The 19,017-nt window shown below is 58.6% G+C and carries 23 protein-coding genes and 1 other RNA gene; 14 read left to right on the plus strand and 10 right to left on the minus strand.

Going from position 1 to position 19,017, the window contains the following annotated elements:
- The first annotated feature begins 55 nt into the window (after window positions 1–55).
- From tatA to B2590_RS03815, 4 genes are read left to right on the plus strand one after another with little or no spacing between them, the layout of a single operon-like run.
- Window positions 56–292 (plus strand): twin-arginine translocase TatA/TatE family subunit, encoded by a 237-nt coding sequence (tatA, locus tag B2590_RS03800; protein WP_007153187.1) that lies wholly within the window; start codon window positions 56–58, stop codon window positions 290–292.
- Between the two features lie 10 nt (window positions 293–302).
- Complete coding sequence (tatB, locus tag B2590_RS03805) at window positions 303–806, plus strand: Sec-independent protein translocase protein TatB (protein WP_136634060.1); 504 nt, start codon at window positions 303–305, stop codon at window positions 804–806.
- A complete protein-coding gene (tatC, locus tag B2590_RS03810; RefSeq protein ID WP_036210493.1) occupies window positions 803–1,597 on the plus strand; it encodes a twin-arginine translocase subunit TatC in 795 nt (264 codons plus the stop codon). The genes tatB and tatC overlap by 4 nt, the downstream gene beginning before the upstream one ends.
- Window positions 1,594–2,313 (plus strand): 16S rRNA (uracil(1498)-N(3))-methyltransferase, encoded by a 720-nt coding sequence (locus B2590_RS03815; RefSeq protein WP_036210496.1) that lies wholly within the window; start codon window positions 1,594–1,596, stop codon window positions 2,311–2,313. The genes tatC and B2590_RS03815 overlap by 4 nt, the downstream gene beginning before the upstream one ends.
- A gap of 1 nt (window position 2,314) precedes the next feature.
- Here the strand turns inward: B2590_RS03815 and B2590_RS03820 are convergent, their stop codons facing one another.
- The 5 genes from B2590_RS03820 to B2590_RS03840 are packed head-to-tail and all read right to left on the minus strand — an operon-like array spanning window position 2,315 to window position 7,727.
- Window positions 2,315–3,229 carry a DUF808 domain-containing protein gene (locus B2590_RS03820; protein ID WP_286810769.1) on the minus strand — a complete coding sequence of 305 codons (915 nt, stop codon included), beginning with the start codon at window positions 3,227–3,229 and terminating at the stop codon, window positions 2,315–2,317.
- Between the two features lie 52 nt (window positions 3,230–3,281).
- Window positions 3,282–4,505, minus strand: a complete 1,224-nt coding sequence (locus B2590_RS03825; protein ID WP_036211858.1) for a UbiH/UbiF/VisC/COQ6 family ubiquinone biosynthesis hydroxylase — start codon at window positions 4,503–4,505, stop codon at window positions 3,282–3,284.
- Window positions 4,498–5,778, minus strand: coding sequence for a 2-octaprenyl-6-methoxyphenyl hydroxylase (gene ubiH / locus B2590_RS03830; protein WP_036210502.1), 1,281 nt, complete (start codon window positions 5,776–5,778; stop codon window positions 4,498–4,500). Before ubiH ends, B2590_RS03825 begins: the two co-directional genes overlap by 8 nt.
- Before the next feature lie 2 nt (window positions 5,779–5,780).
- Window positions 5,781–7,103: a Xaa-Pro aminopeptidase gene (pepP, locus tag B2590_RS03835; protein WP_036210505.1), complete on the minus strand. Its 1,323-nt coding sequence runs from the start codon at window positions 7,101–7,103 to the stop codon at window positions 5,781–5,783.
- A gap of 27 nt (window positions 7,104–7,130) precedes the next feature.
- Window positions 7,131–7,727, minus strand: coding sequence for a UPF0149 family protein (locus tag B2590_RS03840; protein ID WP_036210508.1), 597 nt, complete (start codon window positions 7,725–7,727; stop codon window positions 7,131–7,133).
- A gap of 140 nt (window positions 7,728–7,867) precedes the next feature.
- Between B2590_RS03840 and B2590_RS03845 the strand changes: the two genes are divergently transcribed.
- A complete protein-coding gene (locus B2590_RS03845) occupies window positions 7,868–8,482 on the plus strand; it encodes a ZrgA family zinc uptake protein (RefSeq protein ID WP_081899318.1) in 615 nt (204 codons plus the stop codon).
- Window positions 8,483–8,505: 23 nt separating this feature from the next.
- Here the strand turns inward: B2590_RS03845 and B2590_RS03850 are convergent, their stop codons facing one another.
- Window positions 8,506–9,048, minus strand: coding sequence for a DUF3299 domain-containing protein (locus B2590_RS03850; protein ID WP_126811468.1), 543 nt, complete (start codon window positions 9,046–9,048; stop codon window positions 8,506–8,508).
- Window positions 9,049–9,097: 49 nt separating this feature from the next.
- On the opposite strand from B2590_RS03850, the gene B2590_RS03855 reads away from it, so the two are divergent.
- The 5 genes from B2590_RS03855 to ssrS all read left to right on the plus strand — a co-directional run bounded on the left by B2590_RS03855 (window position 9,098) and on the right by ssrS (window position 11,958).
- Complete coding sequence (locus B2590_RS03855; RefSeq protein ID WP_081899319.1) at window positions 9,098–9,838, plus strand: ABC transporter ATP-binding protein; 741 nt, start codon at window positions 9,098–9,100, stop codon at window positions 9,836–9,838.
- Window positions 9,835–11,109, plus strand: coding sequence for an ABC transporter permease (locus B2590_RS03860; RefSeq protein WP_085678890.1), 1,275 nt, complete (start codon window positions 9,835–9,837; stop codon window positions 11,107–11,109). The genes B2590_RS03855 and B2590_RS03860 overlap by 4 nt, the downstream gene beginning before the upstream one ends.
- Window positions 11,110–11,211: 102 nt before the next feature.
- Window positions 11,212–11,418 (plus strand): TIGR02449 family protein, encoded by a 207-nt coding sequence (locus B2590_RS03865; RefSeq protein ID WP_007153200.1) that lies wholly within the window; start codon window positions 11,212–11,214, stop codon window positions 11,416–11,418.
- Window positions 11,418–11,714, plus strand: coding sequence for a cell division protein ZapA (locus tag B2590_RS03870; protein WP_286810768.1), 297 nt, complete (start codon window positions 11,418–11,420; stop codon window positions 11,712–11,714). Before B2590_RS03865 ends, B2590_RS03870 begins: the two co-directional genes overlap by 1 nt.
- 64 nt (window positions 11,715–11,778) lie before the next feature.
- Window positions 11,779–11,958, plus strand: a non-coding RNA gene (gene ssrS / locus B2590_RS03875) — 6S RNA.
- Between the two features lie 18 nt (window positions 11,959–11,976).
- Here ssrS and B2590_RS03880 read toward each other — a convergent pair.
- Window positions 11,977–12,360 (minus strand): DUF2750 domain-containing protein, encoded by a 384-nt coding sequence (locus B2590_RS03880; protein WP_036210518.1) that lies wholly within the window; start codon window positions 12,358–12,360, stop codon window positions 11,977–11,979.
- Window positions 12,361–12,497: 137 nt separating this feature from the next.
- On the opposite strand from B2590_RS03880, the gene B2590_RS03885 reads away from it, so the two are divergent.
- A complete protein-coding gene (locus tag B2590_RS03885; protein ID WP_036210520.1) occupies window positions 12,498–13,148 on the plus strand; it encodes a 5-formyltetrahydrofolate cyclo-ligase in 651 nt (216 codons plus the stop codon).
- Window positions 13,149–13,151: 3 nt separating this feature from the next.
- On the opposite strand, the gene B2590_RS03890 is transcribed toward B2590_RS03885, so the two are convergent.
- Together B2590_RS03890 and ilvA are read right to left on the minus strand one after the other, a co-directional pair.
- Window positions 13,152–13,301 carry a hypothetical protein gene (locus B2590_RS03890; protein ID WP_164732102.1) on the minus strand — a complete coding sequence of 50 codons (150 nt, stop codon included), beginning with the start codon at window positions 13,299–13,301 and terminating at the stop codon, window positions 13,152–13,154.
- Window positions 13,302–13,572: 271 nt separating this feature from the next.
- Window positions 13,573–15,108: a threonine ammonia-lyase, biosynthetic gene (ilvA, locus tag B2590_RS03895; protein WP_036210522.1), complete on the minus strand. Its 1,536-nt coding sequence runs from the start codon at window positions 15,106–15,108 to the stop codon at window positions 13,573–13,575.
- Window positions 15,109–15,247: 139 nt separating this feature from the next.
- On the opposite strand from ilvA, the gene rpiA reads away from it, so the two are divergent.
- The 3 genes from rpiA (at window position 15,248) to ppa (ending at window position 17,820) form a co-directional block, all read left to right on the plus strand.
- Window positions 15,248–15,928, plus strand: a complete 681-nt coding sequence (gene rpiA / locus B2590_RS03900; RefSeq protein ID WP_036210524.1) for a ribose-5-phosphate isomerase RpiA — start codon at window positions 15,248–15,250, stop codon at window positions 15,926–15,928.
- Between the two features lie 122 nt (window positions 15,929–16,050).
- Window positions 16,051–17,190: an acyl-CoA dehydrogenase family protein gene (locus B2590_RS03905; protein ID WP_126811462.1), complete on the plus strand. Its 1,140-nt coding sequence runs from the start codon at window positions 16,051–16,053 to the stop codon at window positions 17,188–17,190.
- A 102-nt stretch (window positions 17,191–17,292) separates the two neighbouring features.
- On the plus strand, window positions 17,293–17,820 hold the full coding sequence (gene ppa, locus B2590_RS03910) for an inorganic diphosphatase (protein ID WP_036210530.1): 528 nt from the start codon (window positions 17,293–17,295) through the stop codon (window positions 17,818–17,820).
- Between the two features lie 78 nt (window positions 17,821–17,898).
- On the opposite strand, the gene B2590_RS03915 is transcribed toward ppa, so the two are convergent.
- A complete protein-coding gene (locus B2590_RS03915; RefSeq protein WP_036210533.1) occupies window positions 17,899–18,948 on the minus strand; it encodes a DUF2333 family protein in 1,050 nt (349 codons plus the stop codon).
- Window positions 18,949–19,017 lie beyond the last annotated feature (69 nt).

A 19,017-nucleotide genomic window follows, 5' to 3' on the forward strand; every position in this document is an offset into this window, starting at 1 on the left:
CCCCGAAGTGGCGTACAATCAACCGTAACAGAAACCTTAAGACGAGGGTCCCGGCATGGGCATCAGTATCTGGCAACTCCTAATCGTACTTGGCATTGTTATCCTGTTGTTCGGAACCAAAAAGCTCCGCAACATCGGCGGGGATCTCGGCGGTGCCATTCGTGGGTTCAAAAAATCCATGAACGAAGACGACAAGAAGGACGATGACCCGGACGCCATTGCAGACGATGCCGACGCGAAAGCTCATGAAGCCCGCGCCGAAGAAAAGCCACGGGACAAGTCCCACAGCTGAGACGGGCTGAATGTTTGATATCGGCTTTGTCGAGCTGCTGATCTGCGGCGTCATTGCGTTACTGGTTCTCGGCCCCGAACGGCTGCCTACAGCGGCCCGGGCAGCCGGGCGCTGGATTGGTGGTGCCCGCCGCATGGTGAGCCAGTTCTCCTCGGAACTCGACCGTCAGCTCAAGGCGGAAGAGCTTCGCGAAGAACTGCGCAAAGCCGGCGACGTCGGCCTGGAAGATGTCCAGAAGTCGGTGCGCGGCGCCCTGGACGAGGCCAAGAAATACGAACACATGGTTCTGTCCGACGACGATAAGCCCAAACACCGGCCCGCACCTGCGACCCGTCGGATTGCCGAACCCGAAGAGCCCGTAATGGACCCTGAGGAAGACCCTACCTCAGCCAACGGTTCCGGACATGCCTCTCTGGCCCCTGATGATCCGCCACAAGAGGATGACAGCACGCACGACCATTCGGCCGATGGCACCCCGAAACAACAGGAAAGCACGCCGGATAACCGTTCATGACCACCCAGCCCGACGGCAAAAACGCCCAACGTCCCGAAGATGCACAGCCGGAAATGCCACTGATCGAGCATTTGCTGGAGCTGCGCAACCGCCTGCTGAAAATGGTGTTGGCGGTGATCATCTGTTTTGCCGCCATCTACCCGTTTGCCAATGAACTCTACCTGCTGATATCGCAACCCTTGCGGGACCTGCTGCCAGTCGGCCAGACCATGATCGCAACGGACATCACCTCGCCGTTCTTCGCGCCATTGAAACTGGCCCTGGTGCTAGCTGTGTTCGTGGCCATTCCGGTGATCCTCTACCAGCTCTGGAGTTTTATTGCGCCGGGCCTGTATGCCCATGAGAAGAAACTGGCGTTCCCCTTACTGTTTACGTCGGTCGTCCTGTTTTATCTGGGGGCGGCCTTTGCCTATTACGTGGTGTTCCCGCTGGTGTTCGGATTCTTCACCGCCATCGGCCCGGAAGGCATTGTTGAGTTGCCGGATATCAGCAGCTACCTCAATTTCGTACTGAAGATGTTCTTCGCTTTCGGGGTTGCCTTCGAAATTCCCATCGCCACCATACTGCTGATTCTCACTGGCGCCACCACGCCCGAAGACCTCGCTGCGAAGCGCCCGTACATCGTGGTGGGCTGCTTCGTAATCGGCATGTTGCTGACCCCACCGGACATCATCTCCCAGACCCTGCTGGCGGTGCCCATGTGGCTGTTGTTTGAACTCGGCATTCTGTTTGGTCGGCTCGCCAGGCGCGAGGTGGAAGCCCCTGATGCAACGGACGCCTCCAACGAATGAACCTGGCGCTACTGTTTCAGGATGATTTCGTGGCAACGGACACAGCCGTGCTCACGGGCCGCCGGCTGGCACACCTGCATTCAGTGCTGAAGGTTGCGGAAGGCGACCTGGTACCTGTTGGCCTGGTGGACGGCGATATTGGCACGGGTCGCGTGGTCAGGCTTAACGATACCGAGGCCGTACTCCAGGTGGAATTAACCACACCACCGCCAGCCCCACTGCCCTTGACGCTGATCCTGGCCATGCCACGGCCAAAGATGTTCCGCCGTGTACTGCAGACCTGCGCAACCCTTGGCGTCAAGGATATCTGGCTGATCAATGCCTACAAGGTGGAGAAAAGCTTCTGGCAAACGCCGTGGCTGTCGGACGACAATCTGCGGGAAAACATGGTACTCGGCCTGGAGCAGGCGCGGGACACCCACCTGCCCCGGCTCCACGTCCGCAAGCTGTTCAAGCCGTTCGTGGAAGATGAATTGCCGGCCCTGCTGAGAAATACCCGTGCTCTGGTGGCCCACCCCGGCACCAGCACGCCCTGCCCGGCACACATCAACGAACCCGCCACCCTGTGCGTTGGCCCGGAAGGCGGGTTCATACCGTATGAAGTCGACAAGCTGACCGAGGCGGGCTGCGAAGCGGTGCACCTTGGCAACCGTATCCTCCGGGTGGAGACCGCCGTGCCTGTGCTGGTCAGCCGCCTGTTCGACGCCTGCGTTTAGCTCAGGCAGAACGCGCCTTCCACAGTTTTGTCAGTGGCGTGATCACCGCTACCAGTAAAGCCCCCGCTACAACGCCGAAAAGGCCGTCCGCAAGTACCGGAATAACGGCCTGGGCGACACCACCAAAACCTTCGACAAAGTGATGAATGGCCTCATACACCGGTGGCAGTCCATGGGTGAGAATGCCGCCACCCACCAGGAACATGGCAATGGTGCCCAGCACTGATAAGGCTTTCATCATCCAGGGAGCAAACCAGAGGATGCCTTCCCCAACCCGCTTGGCGAATGGGCTTTCTTTCTGGCTGAGGTACAAACCGCCATCGTCCAGTTTCACAATGCCGGCCACCAGGCCATAGACACCGATAGTGATCATTATGGCGACGACCGTCAGCACCATGAACTGCATTCCAATGCCCTGACTACTGACCGTTCCCAGGGTGATCGCTATAATTTCAGCCGACAGGATAAAGTCCGTGCGGATCGCCCCTTTGATCTTGTCTTGCTCAACCGCTTTCAGATCGGCGTCGGGATTTTTCAGGGCGTTGCGGAGTTCTTCCTTGTGGTGTTCATCTTCCTGCTTGTGAAGGAACCGGTGAGCGATTTTTTCAAACCCCTCAAAGCAGAGAAAGGCGCCACCCAGCATCAGCAGGGGAATCACCAACCAGGGCACGAAGAAGCTGATGGCGAGAGCCCCCGGAACCAGGATGGCCTTGTTGAGCATCGAGCCCTTCGCCACCGCCCAGACCACCGGCAGCTCCCTCGCGGGTTTCACACCGGTTACCTGCTGGGCATTGAGCGCGAGGTCATCCCCCAGCACGCCGGCGGTTTTCTTGGTGGCCGCCTTGGTCATCAACGCCACATCGTCCAGAACCGTGGCGATGTCATCAATCAATACGAGGAGACTGCTGGCAGCCATAACGAATTCCTTTTGGTTCAACGATGTTTATGGTGCGCCCTGCAAACCATACTCAGGCATCCAGCCCCATGGCCTCGGCGGCAATACGATTCTTGATCGGCCCAAGCTGGTTCAGCCAGCGCATGCCGGTGTTGCGGAGCCAACGCAGGGTCAACTCATCACGGCCAAACAGTTGCTTGAAACCTTCCATGGCCGCCATCATCGCGAGGTTCTCACCCTTGCGACGGCGCTGGTAGCGAGCCAGAACAAGCTCGTTGTCTGGATCAATGCCTTTGCTCCGGGCACTGGCAAGTTCATCCAGCAACGCACGAACATCCCCATAACCCAGGTTCGCCCCCTGACCGGCCAGGGGATGAATGGTATGGGCGGCATCGCCCACCAGCGCAAAGCCAGGGGCGATGTATTCCTTGGCATGGCGTTGACGCAAAGGAAACGCGTAGCGACGCGAGACCCGATCCACTGCGCCCAGTTCACGCTCTATCGCCCGTTCCAGCTCCGCTTTGAAGGCGTGGTCATCCAGCCCCATCAAACGCCGAGCCTCTTCGGTATCCTGTGACCATACAATAGAACAAAAATGCTCATCGCCGGACTCTGACAACAATGGCAGGAAAGCCAGAGGTCCTGTGGGCGAGAACCGTTGCCAGGCCGTATAGCGGTGGCTCTGGGCCGTTCGAACGGTGCATACGATGGCCTGCTGGCCGTAATCCCACTCGCGGGTCGGTAGCCCCACCCACTGGCGCAATCGGGAGTGGGCACCGTCCGCCGCCACTACAAGCCTGGCGCCGAAGGTCTGGCCGTCTTCCAGGCGGATGCCTCGCGTGTGCCCGTCCTGCCACCAGCCACTCACCCTGACCCCGTCAATCAGGGTCACAGCGCTGTCAGCCAGGGCATCAAACAGTGCCTGCACAATTCGACGGTTCTCAATGATCGTACCCAGCGCCGGGGCGCGGAGCTCTGCCGCCTCGAACTGGATGCGGCCGGTGCCATCGCCGTCCCACACCGTCATTGTCTGGTAGGAACAGTGGCGACCAGCGGTTATGTCCGGCCATACCCCCAACTGTTCCAGCAGCCGCTGGCTGGCGACCGAAATGGCGCTCACGCGGGGGTCGAAATCTTCCACAGATAGCGCTTCTTCGAGGCCCTGCATCAAGGCCTTTCGGTCGGCACCTTCCACCAGCCCGACATTCCAGCCCTGCCGAGACAAATCCAGCGCCAGGGCCGAGCCCACCATGCCGCCGCCAACCACCAGGATATCGAATTGCGGTTGCTCACTCATGGTCATTGCGTTCCGAGAAAACGTTGTCAGGAGTACGAAGCTCGGCCCGGCGCCCACCCAGGCCCATAGCCTGGCGGGCAAACCAGCGCTTGGCGCCGGGTAGCAGATCCAGCCCCATCAGGCCGGCGTCGCGGGCGGTGGCCACCAGGGGTAGATGATTACCGAAAAGCTGGATCAGTGAGTCGGAAAACCGTACGGTTTGTTGCCAGTCCCGGCGATGACGAGCCTGATAAGCGTTAAGCACGCCCAGGCTGCCGAGGGGTTGCTGCTGCTCGACGGCCACACGGAACTGTTCCACCAGAGCCATCAGGCCTCTCAAGGCCAGGTTGAAGCCCTGACCGGCAACCGGATGAAGGGTGTGCGCCGCATTGCCTACCAACACCACACCAGGCCGAACCGCCTCATCCACGGTTTTCAGGGTCAGCGGGTAGTGGCTGCATTCCCCGATGCGGGTAAAACGCCCCAGGCGCCAGCCAAAACGATGCTGCAGTCGCTGGCACTTATCGTTATCGCCCAATGACAGCAGTTCATCAAGAGCTTCACTACTCAACGTCCATACCAGGGCGGCGTTTGTGCCGGCGCGCGCTGGCGAGCCGTGAGGCAACAACGCCATGGGGCCAGCATCGGTGAAACGTTCAAACGCGGTAAACTCATGACTATGGGAGGTGGAGACATTGGCGATCAGGGCATGCTGATCGTACGCCTGTTCATTGACCCGGAAGCCCAGTGTTTCACGCAGGCCGGAACGGCCGCCGTCAGCCACTACCAGGCACTGCGCAGTCAGTTCCCGATTTCCCGTGTCGGTGCCCAGGGTAACGCGAACACCCTCCGATAGCGGCTGCATGGCTGTCACTTCCGCCGGTGCTTCCCAGACCACATGCGTCTGCAGCAGTTCCCGCATCAGGCACAGCCCCATCCAGCGGTTGTCCGCGACATAGCCCAGAGCCTCCTGTTGGTGCTCGGCGGCGTTCAGGCGCGTGGCCCCGAAATGCCCACGATCCGATACATGAATATGGCGAATGGGCGTGGCATGCTCGGAAAGCCGTTGCCACAGGCCCAGTTCTTCAAAGATCAACCTTGAGCCCCAGGCCAGCGCTGTGGAGCGGGCATCGTAGCTGGGCTGGTAACTGTCAGGCAGGGCGTCCGGAGACAACGGAAACGCCTCTACCACGGTCACCCGCAATTGCGGCAAGGTTTTCGCCAGCGCCAATGCCAGGGTGGCTCCTGCCAGCCCACCACCGGCGATGATGATATCGGTATCGTGCTGGTTCACGGTCAGTCGGCCATCAGCGCTTCAATCTCGGGAATGGTCTTGGGGACCGCCTCGGTGAGTACCCGACAGCCCTCCTTCGTCACCACCACGTCATCCTCGATGCGAATGCCGATACCACGCCATTTCGCATCCACGCTGGTGTTGTCCGGCGCCACATATAGCCCAGGCTCCACGGTCAGTGCCATGCCCGGCTCCAGTTCGCGCCACGCATCGCCCACCTTGTAGTCCCCGACATCATGCACATCCAGGCCAAGCCAATGGCCGGTACGGTGCATGAAGAACGGCTTGAATGCCTGTTCCTCGATGGCCTGCTCTACCGTCGTATCCTTGAGCAGGCCAAGATCGATCAAGCCCTGGGTAAGTACTTTCAGTGCGGCCTGGTGGGGATGGTCCCAGTGATTCCCGGGACGAACTTCCTCAATGGCCGCGTACTGGGCCGCCAGCACCACTTCATACAGGGCCCGCTGCTCATCGCTGAACCTTCCGCTGACCGGGAAGGTACGGGTAATATCGGAGGCATAGCATTCCAGTTCACAGCCCGCATCAATCAGCACCAGGTCGCCATCGTTCAACGGGGCGCTGTTTTCAATGTAGTGGAGGATGCAGGCGTTCTGGCCGCCCCCCACAATCGACGGATAGGCCGTGGAGCGGGCACCGTTTTCCATAAACGTGTGGATCAGCTCGGCTTCCAGGGCGTATTCAAAGACCCCTTTGCCGGCCCTCTTCATCGCCCGCTTGTGGGCCTCACAACTGATCTCGCCGGCCCTTGCCATCACCTTGATTTCCGCCGCGCTCTTGTACAGGCGCAGGTCGTGGAGCAAGTGTTCCAAGGCTACGAACTCGCCGGGCGGATGGGCCCCCGAACGCACCTTGCTGCGAATCAGCTTGACCCAGTCCATCACCTTGGCATCAAAATTATGATCTTTGCCCAGTGGGTAATACACCCGGCTGCGGCCTTCGATCATGCCGGGCAGGATGTCGTCAATATCGGCAATGGGAAAGGCATCGTCCAGGCCGAAGGTCTCGATGGCACCCTCGGGGCCTGCCAGGAAGCCATCCCAAAGCTCCTTTTCCGGGTTTCGTTCCTTACAGAAAAGTACGGACTCTCCATGCTCCCGGCCGGGAATCAGAACCAGGACCGCTTCCGGCTCACCAAACCCCGTCAGGTAATGGAAGTCACTGTCCTGGCGAAACGGATGCAGGACATCCCGGTTGCGCACCCGTTCAGGGGCGGCTGGCAGTATGGCAATGCTATCCGGCGCCATTCTTTCCATCAGCCGGTGCCGGCGATCGTTGAATTCCTTGACGGGTATCAGTGAAGCCATGAAGTCTCCCACGGGTATCAGCGTTGTTCAGTGCAAAGTCGGGGTATTGGGTGACGGCTTTTCCGGCGGATTGAACTCAGTGAACACCGCTAGCGCCCCCAGCCGTACATATTCGACGATTTCCATCAATTGTTGCTCGCTTTCATCGTCCGGCTCGTCATCGTCGGCCACCTGACTGATCGCCACCAGATCTTCAATGAGTTCGCGAATCTCGTCCGGCGCCTCACCCAGTGCCTGACCAGCGGACAGCGCCATGCCCTCCAGGAAACCCCGCACCCAGGAGGTGAGCGCTTCCAGTCGCTGTTCGATGGCGTAATCATCGTCCGGCAGCAAGGGCTGAAAACTCATATCGGTAGCCTTCAACAGCTCAAGCGTCTGGCTATAGGCCGAGGCCATAAATTCCCGCAGTTCGTCCGATTCGTCGGTCGCAGCCTGGGGCAGGCCCATGTGCTCACACACCATGGCCAGCCATTCTTCTTCATTGATACGAGCGCCGGCAGCGAGCCGGCCACAAAGCACGCCATGGAGCTCTGATGGATGACTGAAAGCCTTGTGAGCGGTGAACATATTCGCCCAGCGCTCAAAGGCGACGGCGCGGGCGTTGGAGGTGTCGGTTTCGGACATGAAACGGGACGGTCCTGTATGAATGAGTGAAGGCCCTATCCTAGCATTCAGGCGCATTTAAGACACTTGCCCTCTTGATTCCGGACCGGGAAAGAGTAAATTATGTTATAACATATCAATTTCAAGGAGAGCCGCCTGCCATGTCCGCTAAACGCTTACCCCCCAACCGTCCACGCTCGCTGCATACACTTGGATGTATGGTCGCCGCCTGCAGCCTGGCACCGATGGCGCTGGCCGCCGACAATCCCGGCGCCCACGAGCACGGCCATGCCCGATTGCAGATGGCGGTGGAAGAAAACCGTATTGACCTGATGCTCAATTCCCCGGCCTACAACCTCGCCGGGTTCGAGCATGGCGCCCGCACGGAGGCAGAAAAAGGCCGGTTGGCGGACATCAACCGCTGGCTGGAAACCACGCCGCTGGTCGACACCGCAGCGGCCGACTGCCGCGTGACAGCCACAGCCGTGGAACTCGGCGGGGGAGAAGAAAACCATAGCGGGGATACTCATCACGATCACGGCCACGACGAGCACGATCATCACGACGAAGAACATCATGGGGAAACCACTCATCGGGAATACGACGTATCCCAGCAACTGGAATGCAACCACCTCGACGCCGACCAGGCGTTCACATCGGCACTGATGGAGAGGTTCGAGGGCATGAAGGAACTCACCGTCGAATGGGTCAGCCCCTCTGGCCAGGGTAGTGCCCGGCTGACACCCTCAAACCGGGCATTTACTGTCAACAACTGACCTATAAACGCCCTGCAGAGACATTACTCCTCGTAGGGTGAGACGTTCTCCGCCACGATGGAGTAGGAGGACGAAGCAATGTCGTTCTCGGTCTTCTCGATCTTCAGGGTGCCCTCAATCCACACCGGATCGTAGAGTGCTTCCAGCTTGAAGCCCTTCTTGTACTTCACATGGATGATCTGGTTTGGAGGAGGTGGCGGCACGTGTATGCAGGCGCCATAGTATGGCACCAGGAAAAACTCCAGAATGCGCATATCCTGTGTGGTTTTCAGCGGCACGACGAAACCCGGAATCCGGCCCGACCGGCCATCCATTTCAGGCACCACGCGGCCTGTCATAATCTCGTCCGGCAATGTGGCAGGGCCGTCACCCTCGTGGGAGACTTCTGGCATATTCTCGAGTAGGTTGAGATCCTCCTCTGGCATCAATTCCAGCCAGTCGATCTCTTGCGAGGCGTCTTTTGCGCTAACGGCGGTTGAAAGACTGAAGGCCGCGACCAGCGCCACCATACACAGGGTGGCGAACAGAGAGCGTTGCCGCGAGCGGGATTCCAGAGGTTCTGACATAAAACTGACGTCTCCTGTAACGATTCAGGGATCATACACCGGATGACCAATGCCTGACATGACCGGCAAGACAGACTTGCACAAAGATAGTTCCGTAACCTCAGAGAGTTCCGTAACCCCACGGCAAACCCTCCGCATCAGCGAACTCACTTTTCGCTGGGACCGGACCCAGCCGGGCATCCGCTATCCTGACGTAACACTGAACAGCGGTGAACACCTTTTCCTGCGAGGCCCCAGCGGTAGCGGCAAGAGCACACTCCTGAGCCTGATGGGAGGCCTGATCGTGCCGGACACCGGTCGCCTGGAATTACTGGGCACAGACCTGGCAGGCCTGACCAGCGGCCAACGCGACCGATTCAGGGCCGACCACATGGGCGTTATCTTCCAGCAGTTCAACCTGGTGCCCTACCTGAGCACGCTGGACAACGTCACACTGCCCTGCAAGCTTTCACGGAAACGCCGAGCGCGGGCCTTGTCTTCGCCGGAGGCAGAAGCGAAATCCCTGCTGACTGCCCTGGGCATCCCCCAGAGCCATTGGCACCGGCGTGTTACCACCCTCAGCGTCGGGCAACAACAGCGAGTAGCCGCCGCCCGGGCACTGACCGGCGCCCCGGAACTGATCCTCGCCGACGAGCCCACCTCGGCCCTGGACAGCGACAACCGGGACCGCTTTATCGAGTTGTTGCTGGGGCTGGCGGCAGAAAAACACTCATCCGTTGTCTTTGTCAGTCACGACAAGAGCCTGGCCCAACGCTTTAACCACCAACTGGCCCTGGAGGTGACCCCATGAACCTGCGGCTGGCACTGTCTCTGGCCATGGCAAGCCTCTGGTATCGGCGCAGGGTACTGGCGCTGGTAACCCTGACCCTGACGCTCAGCATCACCCTGCTTCTGGGCGTTCAGTACCTTCGCACCGAAGTGAAGCAGTCCTTTACCAGCACCATCTCCGGCACCGACCTGATCGTGGGCGCTCGCAGCGGTCAGCTGAACCTGCTGCTGTACACGGTCTTTCACATCGGTGACGCCACCAATAACATCCGCTGGAGTACCTACGAGAAACTGCAGGAGGATGAGCGCATCGGCTGGCTGGTGCCCATATCCCTGGGCGACAGTTATCGCGGGCACCGGGTTGTCGGCACCAGCGAGCAGTTCCCGGAACATTTCCGCTACGGTCGGGACCAGAAACCCGCATTGGCCGAGGGAGAATGGTTCGCCGATGTCTTCGACGTGGTGTTGGGGGCCGAAGTAGCCCGCAAGCACGCTCACCAGACTGGCGACAGGGTTGTCCTGTCCCATGGCGGCGGCAAGACCAGCTTCTCCAACCACAAGGACACTCCGTTTACGGTCACTGGCATCCTCGCTCCCACTGGCACACCGGTGGACCAGGCAGTTTACGTCAGCCTGGAGGGCCTCGAAGCCATCCATATTGGCTGGGAATCCGGTGTTGCCATCCCCGGGCGAACCGTCACGCCCGAACAGGCCAGGCAGAGGGACCTCACACCGGACGCGATTACCGCCGCATTCGTGGGCATCGACCGGAAAGTGCTGACTTTTCAGGTTCAGCGCCAGATCAACGAATCGCAGCTCGAACCGTTGTCGGCGATTCTCCCGGGGGTGGCGCTCAGCGAACTCTGGAGAATCATGGGTCAGTTCGAAAAAGCCTTGCTGGGCATCACCGGCTTTGTCGTGGTCACCAGCCTGGTCGGGCTCGTGGCCGTGTTGCTGACTCTGCAAGCGCAGCGGCGGCAGGAAGTGGCGATTCTCAGGGCTACCGGGGCTTCGCCCGCCCTCATCGCGGCATTGCACGTGATCGAATGCATTCTGCTGGCCATTGCGGCCTGCGGGCTCGCGATCCTGGCCGGAGCGGCCGGCATCGCGGCTCTTAGCCCCTGGCTACTGGATACATGGGGCGTTCAGGTAGGCTTGCGGCCGCTGAATGCAACGGAATGGTCGATCATCGCCAGCGTCCCTCTGGCAGCGTTGCTCGTGGGACTGATTCCAGCACTCCAGGCCTGGCGGGGCAGCCGAAAACAGGGGCTGGGACACGTGGCCCCAGAGTGACGGACGTCACGCAACGCAGGCCATGACATCCCTGTAAATTGACCAACTTGCAGTCCACACTTATAGTTAGTTCACTTCTTTGATACAGGCGTTGGACGACTCATGGAACAGTCCGAACTACAGGCACTGGCGGACAAACTCGACAGATTGATCGAACACTGTCGCAAACTGGAACGTGACAACGCGATGCTGCGCGAGCTGCAGGACGACTGGAACCGTGAGCGGGCGCAGCTCATGCACAAGAATGATCTTGCCAAAAACAAGATCGAAGCCATGATAGGCCGCCTCCGGGCCCTGGAGCACCACTGATGCCACAGCAGCCGACAACCGTCGAAGTCAAGATTCTCGACAAGGAATACCTGGTCGCCTGCCCGCAGGAAGAGCAGGAAGCCCTTCTCCGCTCCGCCAGGCACCTGGACACCAAAATGCGGGAAATACGTGCCAGCGGCAAGGTATTCGGTACCGAACGTATCGCCGTGATGGCAGCTCTCAACATCACCAATGACATGCTAGAGCGGGACACCATGTCGGACACCGCCAGTTCGATTCTCAACGACATGGACGAAAAGCTCGATACCGCTTTGGGCGAAGGCACCGGTAACTAGTCTTTGCGCAGGAATCCGATTCAGGTGTTGCAATCAGCCCCGGCAATGCCCGTATAATGAATCTAACTTCCTGGGCTGTTCGCTGGTCGGATTCGTCCTCGAGCCGATGCGCACTACCCAGGTGGCTACTTCAGGGCATTGTGAGCACGTCCCCATACGGGGAAAGCCTAATATGTCACAGCGGCCACCGACCTTGAACTTTGGGTTCAAGGGCCACATCCGATAACGGCAGCCCGGGAAGCTTTACTTTCAACCAAGATCCTCAGAAACTCGACAATTCATCCTGCAGGTCGCGTTTCAGCTCTTCTGGCTCGGTTATCCACAGGGTTTCATCCATACCGGGCAACACCCCAACGTCCAGACCATCTTTCGTCAAACCCGGCACCCATTTCCTGAAAAAATCCGGCAACGGAATACGCTTAGGCGTGAGATCGTCGGAACCCTTACCATACTCCACCGCGAATGCCTCACTGGGCCATACCGGCAGGTACTCCACATCGCCATCTTCAGACACGATCTTGAGGAAGCGATTATCCGCATTCACCAGAATCCAGATTTCACGCTCCTCCCCGACCTGGCTCAGGAAATAGTCGTATCGTTCTTCGCCGTCTGATTCGAGGACACTCGTTAATGCATCATGGTTCATGGGTCGACCTGCTGTTGAACGAAAAGTTTGAAGGGCCAATGATAGCCTATCGGCTCGCCACATCGACACAACCAGAGACCGGTGACAGGCGACATTTTTCTGTACAACGGGGGCAGCCCGATGGTAGAAAAAGCTCTATGTTGACCAACGTTGTCTCACCCCAGCCCTTTGAAGAGCACCCTGACTCGCAATCCCGAAGCAATCTTCGCAAGGCCCTTCGGAAGAAGCGCCGCTCGCTGTCTGTGGAAGAACAAAAGATTGCCGCTGACCAGCTTGCGCTGAACCTGTTGAAACATCCTGACCTTTTCAGGGCCCGCCACGTTGCCGTATACCTGCCCAACGACGGTGAAATTGATCCCCAGGTGTACGTTCATGTTGCCCGCAGGCGAGGCATTCACTTCTATTTGCCGGTGCTGCATCCGGTGCACCGCGGCAGGCTGGTTTTTAGCCCTTTTACCGATGGCACCGAGCTGACAGCCAACCGCTTTGGCATTCCGGAACCACCCTTCCACAAGGGGCTGGAGCGGCCACCATGGGCGCTGGACGCAGTGCTGTTTCCGCTGGTGGGATTTGATGGTTTCGGTGGCCGCCTGGGCATGGGTGGCGGCTTCTATGATCGCACCTTTGCGTTCACGCGAATCCGGCCACGACTGGCCCCAAAGCTGATCGGGCTGGCCCATGACTGTCAAAAAGTATCGGAGTTACCGCTGGAACCCTGGGATATCCCTCTGCACAGTGTGGTGACTGACAGAGAGCGTTACCGAATGAGATCGAAGAGCTTTCGGTAAGGTTTAGTCTCGAACGGCGGACACTGTAAAGGCTTCGCTATCGGAGGCCGTAGGCTCATCGTCAGAGGCCTGAAGTGATGTGAAGCCAGTAATAACAAGGCCAACGGCGAAAATCAGCACGACCGTCCGGATAATGTCAGGCTTGCGGCCCATGAGGGGATTCTCCGGTATTTTAAATAGTAAAATCGATCTAAATCAGTTGACTATTCTTGTTTTCAAGAATTAGACGAAAGACTAACACCTATCCTGCGTTTTACAATTTTTCACAGATTAAATTTTTGTAAGCCGCTCCAAAGTTTGCCGAACTGGGGAGGAAGCCCCCTCCCGAAACTGTGCGGAGCCATGGATGGCGGAGCTCAAGCGCCACATGGATGTGCTTGAGCGTGTTTCGGGAGGGGGCTTCCTCCCCGGTTCTCGCAGAAAATTAAGAAGACTTGTTGTTCCCGGCTCCCAAAAACAGCTGATAAGCCTCATTGTCAGTCATGTTTTCGTAGCGGAAGCCAACCTTGTCGAGCATCTTCTCGAAGTCTTTCACTTCGTCGTCTTCCACCTGGGCGCCCAGCAGAACACGACTGTAGGCCGCACCGTGGTTGCGGTAATGGAACATGGAGATGTTCCAGCGCGTGCCCAAGGACATCAGGAACTTCAGCAAGGCGCCCGGGCGCTCCGGGAACTCGAACTGGAAAACCTTCTCGTTGGTGATGGTTGGCGCATGACCACCCACCATATGGCGAATGTGCTGCTTCGCCAGATCGCTCTCGGTCAGGTCAATCACTGAGTACCCGGTTTCCCGCAGGTCCTGGATAAGATCTTCACGGCCATGGCCGCCCGCCGCAATCTGGATGCCCACGAAGATGGTCGCATTGGTGGCATCGGCGTAGCGGTAATTGAACTCGGTGATGCTACGCTTGTGCAGGGCGTTGATGAACGTCTTGAAGGCCCCTGGTTTTTCCGGGATGGTCACCGCCAGGATGGCCTCGCGCTTTTCACCGATTTCCGTGCGCTCCGAGATATAGCGCAAACGATCGAAGTTCATGTTGGCCCCACTGAGGGTGGCCACCAGGTTTTCATTCTCGATCTGTTCGCGCTCGATGTACTTCTTGATACCAGCCACGCCGAGCGCACCAGCCGGTTCGGCGATGGAGCGGGTGTCTTCGAAGACATCCTTGATGGCGGCGCAGATTTCGTCGGTGGAGACGGTGATCACCTCGTCTACGTGATCCTTGCAGATCTCCCAGGGGTATTTGCCGATCTGCTTGACGGCCACGCCATCCGCGAAGATGCCCACTTCGTCCAGTACCACCCGCTTGCCAGCCTTCATGGCCGCCTGCAGGCAGTTGGAATCCTCGGGTTCAACGCCAATCACCTTGATTTCCGGGCGCAGGTATTTGATGTAGGCAGCCATGCCAGCAATCAGTCCGCCGCCGCCAACGCAGATAAAGATGGCATGGATGGGTTTGCTGAACTGCCACATGATTTCCATGGCCACAGTGCCCTGCCCGGCGATGACGTCCGGGTCGTCATAGGGCGGGATGTAGGTGTAGCCGTGCTTCGCAATCAGCTCCTGAGCATGGGCTGCGGCCTCATCAAAAGCGTCGCCCTTGAGAACCACTTTGGCGCCGTGATCACGCACAGACCGCACTTTGATCTCTGGCGTGGTCTGAGGCATGACGATGACCGCCTTGATACCCAGGTTCTTGGAAGCCAGGGCCACGCCCTGGGCATGGTTGCCAGCAGAGGCACAAATCACGCCCTTGGCTTTCTGCTCTTCAGAGAGCTGCGCAATCCGGTTGTAGGCGCCACGAATCTTGAAAGAAAACACCGGCTGAAGGTCTTCGCGCTTGAGCAGAATGTTGTTGCCAAAGCGCTTTGAGAGGCTACGGGCCTCGGTCAGCGGAGTCTCGATGGCCACGTCGTAAACACGGGCATCGAGGATTTTCTTTATGTAGCGTTGCGGCATGGGTCCGTCCGGAGTTGGATTGTCGTTGGGAAAACGGACAGTGTAGAAACTTTGCCGGGGTTCCGTCTATAAGCTCGCCCCACAGAAGGGCTATAATGGCGGCTTTAACCACACTTTCCTGCAAAACCGGAGTCGATCGATGAATCAGGACGAACTGAAGAAAGCCGTCGCCAAGGCCGCACTGGACCATATCAGGCCGCACCTGGATCAGGAGAGCGTTATCGGCGTGGGTACCGGCAGTACGGCCAACTGTTTCATCGATCTGCTGGCGGATATCCGCACCGATTTCGATGGCGCCGTCGCCAGTTCCGACGCCACGGCTGAGCGTCTGAAGAGCCATGGTATTCCGGTTTACGACCTCAACAGTGCCGGCCCCCTTGAGTTTTATATCGACGGTGCCGATGAGACCAATGAACGCCTGGAGCTGATCAAGGGGGGCGGCGGCGCCCTGACCCGTGAGAAGATCGTAGCGGCGGTGGCCAAGACGTTTATCTGCATTGCCGATGGGTCCAAGAAGGTGGATATTCTGGGCGCGTTTCCGCTTCCGGTGGAGGTGGTACCCATGGCTCGCAGCCACGTTGGCCGCGAAATCGTCAAGCTCGGCGGCGACCCGGTTTATCGCGAGGGTTTCACCACCGACAACGGCAATATCATCCTGGACATCCACAATCTGGATATTTCCCGCCCGCTTCAGGTGGAAGAGCAGTTGAACAACATTGTGGGCATTGTGACCAATGGCCTGTTTGCTCGGCGTCCTGCGGACTTGTTGTTGCTGGGTACCGAAGACGGGGTAAAGAGTTTCTCCCGACAGGACGGCTGACTACGGAGGAGACCGTGAAGAGACAGGGACTCTTTTCGGGCCTTCTGTAAACCAAGCGCTTGCTTGGTTGCTGAAATTGAGTGAGACTGCTTCCATGATTTTTGATCACAGGGAGGCTTTCCGTGTCTGATTATTTCAACGATACCCACGAACAGGTTCGCCAGAGTGCCCGCAAGTTCGTTGCCACTCATGTGTTGCCCTATATAGACGACTGGGAGGAAGCTGGCGAGTTCCCCAGGGAGCTTTATAAGACCGCTGGGGAGGCCGGGCTGCTTGGGGTCGGTTTTCCGGAAAGTCTTGGCGGCATTGGTGAAGGCGATATTTTCATGAAAGTCGCCGTCTCCGAAGAGCTGATGCGATCCACCTCCGGCGGCCTGGTGGCTGGGCTGGGGTCGCTGGATATCGGCCTGCCTCCGGTGGCGAAGTGGGCGCAGCAGGACGTAAAAGAAGCGATTGTGCCCCCGGTGCTGCGAGGCGAAAAGATTGCCGCGCTGGCAGTTACCGAGCCCGGCGGCGGGTCCGACGTTGCCAACATCAAAACCCGGGCCGTCAGGGACGGCGATGACTACATCGTCAACGGCAGCAAAACCTTTATCACCAGCGGCATGCGTGCTGATCATTACACCGTTGCGGTACGCACCGGTGGCGAGGGCCATGGTGGCATCAGTCTGTTGTTGATTGACCGCGATATGCCCGGCTTTTCCACCGGCAAGAAGCTCAAGAAAATGGGCTGGTGGGCCAGCGATACGGCGGAGCTGTTTTTCGAGGACTGCCGGGTGCCTGCCAACCGCCTGATCGGTGCCGAGAATGCGGGCTTTATCGCGATCATGAGCAATTTTCTGTTTGAACGCCTCAGCTTATCCATCATGGCCTACATGACAGCCGAAATCGCCCTTGAAGCCTCGATAGCCTGGGCCGGCCAACGGGAGGCTTTTGGCCGGCCGGTGAACAAATTCCAGGTCACCCGTCACAAGCTGGTCGACATGGCCACCCAAGTGGACGTGGCGCGGGAGTATACCTATCGCTGTGCCGCGCTGATGCAGGCGGGCAAGAACCCGATTAAGCAGGTTGCCATGGCGAAGAACTTTGCGGTGGAGGTGTGCGAGAAAGTCACCCGCGAGGCCGTTCAGATTCACGGCGGCATGGGGTACATGCGTGAATCCGTCGTAGAGCGGCTTTACCGGGATGGCAAGATCCTGTCGATTGGCGGCGGTACCGATGAGATCATGAAGGAACTGATCGCCAAGCAGATGCGGTTGTAGCGGTAAGGCGATACCAACGTTTAGTTTCGATCCACACCATTGTCCCGTATAATTGCGCCCACTTTTTAAACGCAGTTAAACGCACTTCAGAAAGGATCGACCATGAACTTCGACCATATCCCTGCTGGCAAGAACCCGCCGGAAGACATCTACGTGGCCATCGAAATCCCGTCCAACAGCTCCCCGGTGAAGTATGAGCTGGATAAGGACATGGGCGCCCTGCTGGTAGACCGCTTCATGGCTACGCCAATGTTCTACCCGGCCAACTACGGCTTCATTCCCCACACCCTGGCTGACGACGGTGACCCGATTGACGTGCTGGTGGTGACCCCGTATCCGGTTCAGGCCGGTTCCGTGATTCGCTGCCGCCCGGTTGGCGTGCTGAACATGGAAGACGAAGCCGGTGGCGACGCCAAACTGGTTGCCGTACCCCACGACAAGCTCACCAAGAGCTACACCGACGTGAAAGATGTGGAAGATCTTCCGCAACTGCTCCGCGACCAGATCCAGCACTTCTTCGAGAACTACAAGACGCTGGAGCCGGGCAAGTGGGTTAAGGTTCAGGGCTGGGCCAACGCCGCCGAAGCCAAGAAGGCCATCGAAGCGTCCGTGAAGGCCTACAAAGGCTGATCGACGACGCTTTCAGTCGATGACAAAAAAACCGGGCTGCGTGGCCCGGTTTTTTTATGCGGCGATGCTGTACCGGCATCAGCCTCGGGTCAGCAGGTCACGCATGTCGCTGATCGCAGCACTGGCGCGGGACAGGTACGCCGCCATGGTCAATGAGTGATTGGCCAGCACACCGAAGCCGCTGCCGTTCAGAATCACGGGGCTCCACATTTCACCCTGCGCACCTTCCAGTTCGATAATGATCTGTTTGGCGCTGGCCAGGGCGTTCTTGTCGTTAAGCACCTTGCGGAAGTCCACTTCAATGGCGCGGAAGATATGCAACAGAGCCCAGGCACTGCCGCGCGCCTCATAGAACACGTCGTCTATCTTCGTCCAGGAGGTCTTGACCTCCTCGCCCATGACATCTTCCGAAAGCGGGTCGCCGGGATTGACGTTAGACACGGCGTCGGACACTGACGCTTTGCCAACACTCTCACCAAGCGTTCGGGATAGACTGCCCAGGCGGGTTTCCAGGTCCGCCAGCCAGTTGGCCAGGTTGTCAGCCCTGGCGAAAAACTGGGCGTTGGGTTGATCGGGGCGTGATAAGCGGTCCAGGTAGCTATACAGGGCCTGGATGCCACGACGATACTCCGCCTCGGTGGAGGGAATGGCCCAGCTACCGCTGTCGAAGTGGAACTGAGGCTCAGCAATTGTCAGGTCAGGGTCCTCAGCGGACTGACTCTGGGAACGACTGATGTCCTTGCGCATGGCACGGGACAGGTCGCGAAGCTGAACGAGCACCCCGTATTCCCAGTTAGGCATGTTGTCGAGCCAAAGCCCCGGGGGGAATATGTCGTTCGAAACGTAACCGCCAGGCTTATCGAGAAGAGTCTCCGCCACCCGGATCATGGTTGCCGTTGTTGCAAAACCGGCCACCGGTTCACGCTGCATCTCATTGGCCACGGCGCGTGTGTGTTCGCGTACCGAGAAAACGTCTGGCTCGCTGCTCCAGATCATGCCTAGCACCAGGGCAACAAGCAGGTACACAACCACAACGGCCAGTATAAATTTGCCGACAACCCCTCCGCCGGTGTAGTCCTGAACGTCGTCTTTGCGATCACTGAAATACTGTCTGATTTTTCCTGGCATCGGTTTTCAGTTCCCCTGTTTGTCGTTTTATCCCGGACGCTATCCGTTCGCGCACTGCGAATACCATGA

It is taken from the genome of Marinobacter sp. UBA3604 (assembly GCF_002375325.1).
GTDB lineage: Bacteria > Pseudomonadota > Gammaproteobacteria > Pseudomonadales > Oleiphilaceae > Marinobacter > Marinobacter salarius.